This window comes from Microbacterium alkaliflavum (assembly GCF_044325405.1).
GTDB lineage: Bacteria > Actinomycetota > Actinomycetes > Actinomycetales > Microbacteriaceae > Microbacterium > Microbacterium alkaliflavum.
On the sequence record NZ_JBIQWL010000005.1, the window covers coordinates 159993 to 166603 of the forward strand.

Annotated in this window: 9 protein-coding genes; 6 read left to right on the top strand and 3 right to left on the bottom strand. The window is 70.9% G+C overall.

Annotated features, from left to right (window positions below; genetic code table 11):
• Positions 1–1212: ABC transporter substrate-binding protein (locus ACH3VR_RS15015; protein WP_397557126.1), on the bottom strand; the 1212-nt coding region annotated here is incomplete at its 3' end.
• Between the two features lie 241 nt (positions 1213–1453).
• Between ACH3VR_RS15015 and purS the strand changes: the two genes are divergently transcribed.
• A complete protein-coding gene (purS, locus tag ACH3VR_RS15020; protein ID WP_345801106.1) occupies positions 1454–1702 on the top strand; it encodes a phosphoribosylformylglycinamidine synthase subunit PurS in 249 nt (82 codons plus the stop codon).
• Positions 1699–2406, top strand: coding sequence for a phosphoribosylformylglycinamidine synthase subunit PurQ (gene purQ / locus ACH3VR_RS15025; protein ID WP_397557127.1), 708 nt, complete (start codon positions 1699–1701; stop codon positions 2404–2406). Before purS ends, purQ begins: the two co-directional genes overlap by 4 nt.
• A 117-nt stretch (positions 2407–2523) precedes the next feature.
• Here the strand turns inward: purQ and ACH3VR_RS15030 are convergent, their stop codons facing one another.
• A complete protein-coding gene (locus tag ACH3VR_RS15030; RefSeq protein WP_397557128.1) occupies positions 2524–2955 on the bottom strand; it encodes a DUF1761 domain-containing protein in 432 nt (143 codons plus the stop codon).
• A gap of 86 nt (positions 2956–3041) precedes the next feature.
• On the opposite strand from ACH3VR_RS15030, the gene ACH3VR_RS15035 reads away from it, so the two are divergent.
• Positions 3042–3971, top strand: coding sequence for a 2-hydroxyacid dehydrogenase (locus tag ACH3VR_RS15035; RefSeq protein WP_397557129.1), 930 nt, complete (start codon positions 3042–3044; stop codon positions 3969–3971).
• A gap of 26 nt (positions 3972–3997) precedes the next feature.
• Here ACH3VR_RS15035 and ACH3VR_RS15040 read toward each other — a convergent pair whose 3' ends face one another.
• A complete protein-coding gene (locus ACH3VR_RS15040) occupies positions 3998–4567 on the bottom strand; it encodes a nucleotidyltransferase family protein (protein ID WP_397557130.1) in 570 nt (189 codons plus the stop codon).
• Between the two features lie 50 nt (positions 4568–4617).
• Between ACH3VR_RS15040 and ACH3VR_RS15045 the strand changes: the two genes are divergently transcribed.
• The 3 genes from ACH3VR_RS15045 to ACH3VR_RS15055 all read left to right on the top strand — a co-directional run.
• Positions 4618–5694, top strand: coding sequence for an XdhC family protein (locus ACH3VR_RS15045; RefSeq protein WP_397557131.1), 1077 nt, complete (start codon positions 4618–4620; stop codon positions 5692–5694).
• The gene (locus tag ACH3VR_RS15050) at positions 5691–6170 is read left to right on the top strand and encodes a nucleoside deaminase (protein ID WP_397557132.1); all 480 of its coding nucleotides are present in this window, start codon (positions 5691–5693) and stop codon (positions 6168–6170) included. The genes ACH3VR_RS15045 and ACH3VR_RS15050 overlap by 4 nt, the downstream gene beginning before the upstream one ends.
• A partial coding sequence (locus ACH3VR_RS15055) for an amidohydrolase family protein (protein WP_397557133.1) occupies positions 6167–6611 on the top strand: 445 nt, incomplete at its 3' end. The genes ACH3VR_RS15050 and ACH3VR_RS15055, both read left to right, overlap by 4 nt.

The following is a 6611-nucleotide window of genomic DNA, read 5'->3' on the forward strand; positions in this document are numbered from 1 at the left end:
GGTCTCGACGCGCGTCAGAGCCTTCTGCATGGCGTCGTTGATCTGGAAGTAGTACTGACCCTTGAACGGCGCGACGGTGACCGCGTTGGCACGATCCGTGAAGATCTGGCCGACCGGCGCGTTGTTGAAGAACTCGTTGGTCGAGCTCAGCAGCGTGTCGGACTCGAGGGCCTTGACCTGGCTGGGGAACGTGCCGGCGTTCTCGAACGCCTTGACCTGCGTCTCGGGCGAGGTCAGCCAGTCGGCGAGGGCCTGCGCCTCCTTGACGTGGGCGCCGTTGGCGGGGACGGTCAGGTACGAGCCGCCCCAGTTGCCGCCGCCGTTCGGGAAGACGTTGGCGACGTTCCACGTCGTGACGTCCTGCGCGTTGCCCGAGATGACGCCGAGCATCCAGCCGGGGCAGAGCATCGTGGCGAAGGCGCCGTTCGACAGGCCCGCGAACCAGTCGTCCGACCACTGGCCGAGGTGCGCCGACTGCGCCGCCGAGGCCTCGGTGACCTGGTCGTAGATGTCCTTGACCTCGGGGTTCTCGGTGGCGATGATGTCGCCCGACTTCGGGTCCTCGTACGCGGCCTCGACCTGGTTGATCATGCCCTGGTAGGTGCCGCCGGCCGAGTCGAAGAAGGCCTTGCCGGTCGCCGACGCATACTGCGCGCCGACCTCGAAGTACTTCGCCCAGTCGCCGTCGATGAGGCTTGCGACGTCGTCGGGAGCCGTCGGCAGGCCCGCCGCCTCGAACAGGTCGGAGCGGTAGCAGATGGCCTCGGGCCCGATGTCGGTGCCGTAGCCGATGAGGTTGCCGTCGGGGTCGGTCGCGGCCTCGGTCTTCCAGTCGAGCCAACGGCTCTTGAGGTCGTCCGGCACGGGCGCGAGGAGGTCGGAGTACTTCATGACCTCGGGCAGCCAGTCGACCTCGATGGCCTCGATGTCGGCGAGACCCTTCTTGCCGAGCTTCTGGAAGTAGTTGGCGCGGGCGTCGTTCGACGTCGCTGCCTTGTTGTGGACGATCTTCACCTCGGGGTGCTCGTCCTGGTAGGCGGCGAGCAGTTCGTCGGTATAGCCGAAGTCGTTGAAGGTCGCGACCGTCAGGGTGATCGGACCGTCGGACTCCGACGAGGAGCCGCTGCTGCCCGCGCAACCTGCGAGGACGAGAGCGGAGGTGGATACGGCGACCGTCAGGACAGCGGTGCGCCGCAGTGCGCGTGAGTTCACGTGTCACTCCTTTGTGTGGGGCAAGTTCGAGGGACGCTCAGTCGGGACCGGAACAAATCCGTGGGAGCGCTCTCACCGGACGCAGGAGACGCTATGGGATCGCTCCCATGAATGTCAAGGGAGCGCTCCCATAGTTTGGTCACGGTTCCATCACAGTGGCGTTCCGGGGGCGGGAGAGGAGAGCGGATGCCGGGCCGTAGACTGGAGGCGCACATCCGCCCGCGACTTCCGGAGCTTCGCTATGCCCACCATCGTCGTCGACGTCATGCCCAAGGCCGAGCTGCTGGACCCCCAGGGGAAGGCCGTCGCCGGCGCCCTCACGCGTCTCGGCGTCGACGGCTTCAGCGGTGTCCGCATCGGCAAGCGCTTCGAGCTGTTCGTCGAGGGCGAGGTCGACGAGGCGCTCCTCGAGACCGCCCGCAAGGTCGCGGACGACGTCCTGTCGAACTCCGTGATCGAAGACGTCGTCGGCATCGAGGTCGTCGAATGACCGTCCGCATCGGCGTCATCACCTTCCCCGGCTCGCTCGACGACCGCGACGCGCAGCGCGCGATCCGCGTCGCCGGCGCCGAGCCCGTCGCGCTGTGGCACGGCGAGCACGACCTCAAGGGCGTCGACGGCCTCGTGCTGCCGGGCGGCTTCAGCTACGGCGACTACCTGCGCGCCGGGGCGATCGCGGCCCTCGCGCCGATCATGGCCGAGGTGAAGGATGCGGCGGCCCAGGGCATGCCGATCCTCGGCATCTGCAACGGCTTCCAGATGCTCGTCGAGGCGCACCTGCTGCCCGGCGGACTCATCCGCAACGCGCATCAGCAGTTCATCTGCCGCGACCAGCGCCTGCGCGTCGAGAACACCTCGACGGCGTGGACGAGCCACTTCACCGAGGGCCAGGAGATCGTCATCCCCCTCAAGAACGGCGACGGCGGCTACATCGCCGACGACGAGACGCGCGCCCGCATCGAGGGCGAGGGACTCGTCGCCTTCCGCTACGTCGGCGTCAACCCCAACGGCTCGGTCGACGACATCGCAGGGCTCACGAACGAGCGCGGCAACGTCGTGGGCCTCATGCCCCACCCCGAGCACGCCGTCGAGCCCGGCTTCGGGCCCGACACCGCGGTCGCCATGCGCTCGGGCGTCGACGGTCTGTCGTTCTTCACGTCGGCCGTCGCGAGCCTCGTCGGCGCCGCGGCCTAGCGTCGAGGCATCCCGCCGCCTTCTGCCGAAACCACCCTCTTCTACCCGAAACCACCTTCAGCAACAGGTGGTTTCGGGCACGAGGAGGGTGGTTTCGCGATGACGAGACGCTGTGTGTCAGACGGTGCCGGCCGGCGGCCAGACGCCGATGATGATCGCCATGACGAGCACCGTCACGAGCTCGTGCGCGATGTTGAGCACCGTGAGCGACGTGGGCCGGCCCTCGAAGGCGTCATGCGTGATGAAGCGCGCCGCCGTGAACCCCGCCCAGAGCGTCGCCGCCGTCACGATCGCGCCCCAGAACCAGCTTCCGCTGTAGAAGTGCCACGCGATCGCCGAGGCGCCCGCGAGCACCCACGCCGTCACGAAGCTGACCAGCACCGTCACGATGATGGGCACGACGGCGGTCGCCCCCGGGCGGTCCATGTCGACCTTGGCGAGCTTCGCCCAGCGCGTGCCGAACACCTTCGGCGTGTACCAGATCGACCCGACGACCATGCTCGACGCCGTCGCGAGCAGCACCGCCCAGTAGTTGATCTCCGGAATCATCCCAGCCTCCCTCACGCCTGCGTCTGTCCGGAGCGTAGCGGCGCCGGCGGGCACCCCGATCGCACCGCGCCGGTAGCGTGGGACGGGTGAGCAGCAGCATCCGTCCGCTTGTCGTCACCGTTCCCACCGCCGAGCTCGCGGGCGATCTCGCGCCGCTGCCCGACGGCGTCGAGGTGCTCGTCTGGTCCGTGGAGGGACCGGCGCCGCGCGACGAGATCGACCTCGTCGTGCCGCCGTACATGAAGATGGCCGACGTGCTGACGCACCTGGCGGGCGTCCGCGTCGGCCTCGTGCAGGGCCAGTCGATCGGCTACGAGGGCGTCGCAGACCTGCTGCCGTCCGGTATGCGGTTCGCGAACGCGACGACCGTGCACGAGACGTCGACGGCCGAGCTGGCCGTCGCCCTCACACTCGCGGCGCAGCGGCGGCTCGACCGCTTCGCCGTCGACACGGCGGCCGGGGTGTGGTCGCCCGTCTTCGCCGACAGCCTCGCCGACCGGCGCGTGCTGCTGCTCGGCTACGGCGGGATCGGCAAGGCGGTCGCGGCGCGGCTGCGCCCCTTCGAGGTCGAGCTGACGGCCGTCGCGAGCCGGGCGAGGGACGAAGACGGGATGGCCGTGCACGCCGTCGACGGGCTCCCCGACCTGCTCCCCCAGGCCGAGATCGTGATCGTGACCCTCCCCGGGGGCGAGGCGACGCGTCACATCGTCGACGACGCGTTCCTGTCGGCGCTGCCCGACGGCGCGCTGATCGTCAACGTCGGACGCGGCCCGCTCGTCGACACCGACGCCCTCGTCCGCCACGTGGAGCGCGGGCGCATCCGCGCGGCCCTCGACGTGACCGATCCCGAGCCCCTGCCGGAGGGCCACCCCTTGTGGGGGAAGCCGGGCGTCCTGATCTCGCCGCACGTCGGCGGCGCCTCGAGCGCGATGCGCCCGCGCATCGCGCGGCTCGTGCGCCGCCAGATCGAGCACCTCCTGGCCGGCGAGGAGCCTGAGAACGTCGTGATCCGCTGACCCGCCCGGCCACGGTCAGCACCGGGTCAGGGCCGGGTGTCCATGTCGGCGCCAGACCAGAGGTCGGCGCACTCGACCTCGAGCGCACCATGCGCCCGCAGGTACGGGCGGGCGCCGACGTCGCCGGAGATGCCCGACGCGAGCGTCGCGAAATGCGCCGATCCGATGAGCACGGGATGTCCCGGAGCACCGCGGTACACGGCTTGCACGAGCGCGATCATCAGGTCGGGGGATGCCTCGACCACTCGTCGGACGGCCGCCACCGGGGTCGCCGGGGTGTCGACCGGCAGGATGACTGCGGCCTCCGCCGCCTCCGCCGCGATGAGGCCCGCCCGCAGCGACGCCGACAGCCCCGCTGCCCAGTCCGCGACGAACACGATCTCCGCGTCAGCCGGCACGAGGGATCGGGCCTCGTCGACGCCCGCGCCGAGCGTCACGACGATGCGGCGGCAGCCGGCATCCCGCAGCGTCCCGACCGCTCGGGCGATCCAGGGCGTGCCGTCAGACATGCGGGCGAGCGCCTTCGGACCGCCGAAACGGGTGCCCGCACCCGCAGCCAGCACGAGTCCGCAGAGATCGCGCGACGCATCGCTCATGGACACGACAGCGTAGCGCGGAGGAAACACTGCGCGGCTAGCGTGTCGGAATGCTCGACCTCGCTGGCGATCTGCTCTCCGTGCTCCGCGCGGGGGAGCCGGTCGCCGTCGTGACGGTGACCCGGGTTGCGCGGAGCGCGCCGAGAGGAGTCGGCGCATCGATGGCCGTCACCCGCGACGGCCGGGTCGTCGGCTCGATCTCGGGAGGCTGCGTCGAGTCCGAGTCGGTCGTCCTGGGGCTCGCGGTGCTCGCGGGAGGGATGCCGCGGTCGGGCTCCTTCGGGTTCTCCGACGATGCGGCGCACGCGGCGGGCCTCGCATGCGGCGGGTCGGTCGAAGTGCTCGCGTACCGCGTCGATCCCGGCGACGAGGCCGCGGTCGACGCGCTCGAGACGGCCGCGGCCGACCACGGCGTCACGGTGACGATCGACCGGTCGGGGAGCATCCGGCTCGTCGCCGACGCCGACCCCGCGACCGCGCTCGGCCAGGCGGTCGCCTACCGCGAGAGCCTCGTCGCAGGCGACCTGCTCGTGCTGTCCCATGCTCCGCGCCCGCGCCTGCTCCTCCTCGGCACCGGTCAGCACGCGGCCGCATTGTGCCGCGTCGGCGCGGCAGCCGGCTTCGCGGTGTCGGTCTGCGACGTGTGGCCGCTCATGGCGACGCCGGAACGCTTCCCCGACGCCGTCGAGGTCGTCGCGGCTCTTCCGCACGAGTACCTCGGGGGCCTCGATCCCGCATCGCTCGACGCGCGCACCGCCGTGTGCGTCCTGACGCACGACGAGCGGCTCGACGTGCCCGCGCTGCAGGTCGCGCTCGGCATGCCGGTCGGCTTCGTGGGTGCGATGGGCGCGAGGACGACCGTCGCCCATCGAGAGTCGCTCCTCCGCGCCGCCGGTGTCGACGACGTGAGCCTCGCACGACTGCACTCGCCCCTCGGCCTCGACCTCGGCGGCGCGTCGCCCGAGGAGTCGGCGATCTCGGTGCTGGCCGAGATCGTCGCATCGCGCCACGGCGGCAGCGGAGTACCGCTCCGCGAGCGCGCCGGCCCGCTCCATGCGCGCATCGACGCCACGGCCGGCCTCACATCGCCGACATCCTGTTCCCCTTCGATCCGAGTGACACCATGACCGACGCATCGCCCGAAGAGTCCGCATACCTCGAACACTCGATCGCGCTCGCCCGAGCCGCGCGGGATCGCGGCGACCACCCGTTCGGATCCATCGTCGTCGCACCCGACGGCCGCGTCGTCGAGGGGCTGAACTCCGTCGTGACGCAGTCCGATCCGACGGGCCACGCCGAGACGAACGTCGTGCGCGAAGCGGCTCGCGCCCTCGACGCCGCGACGCTCGCGGCATCCACCCTGTACACGAGCACCGAGCCGTGCGCCATGTGCGCGGGGGCGATCTACTGGTCGGGCATCCGCCGTGTCGTGTACGCGTTCGGCGAGGACCAGCTCCGCGAACTGGTTCATGCCCAGGAAGGCATACCCACTCTCGCATTGCCGTGCCGCGAGGTCTTCGCGCGCGGAGGTCAGGCGGTCGAGGTGGTCGGACCTGTGGCGCTCGAGGCGGCGCGCGCCGTGCACGAAGGGTTCTGGGCATGACGCGCACCATCATCCAGGGCGGTCACATCGCGACGGTCGATAGCGTCGGCACGGAGCACAAGACGGGTCACGTCGTCATCGACGACGGTGTCATCACGGCGGTCGGCGCAGGGCCTGCCCCCGAGCGCGATGGCGCCGACGTCGTCGACGCGACGGGATGCCTCGTCACACCGGGTCTGGTCAACACGCACCACCACCTGTATCAGTGGCTCACGCGCGGTCATGCGCAGGATTCGATCCTCTTCGACTGGCTCACCACGCTGTACCCCCTGTGGTCGCGCATCGACGCCGACCTCACGGCCGCCGGGGCCGCGGGGGCGATGGCCGTGCTCGCCCGCTCGGGCTGCACGACGGTGGGCGACCACCACTACGTCTTCCCGGACGGCTCAGGCGACATCGTCGGCGGACTCGTGCAGTCGGCGGCGGGGGGGGGGGGGGGGG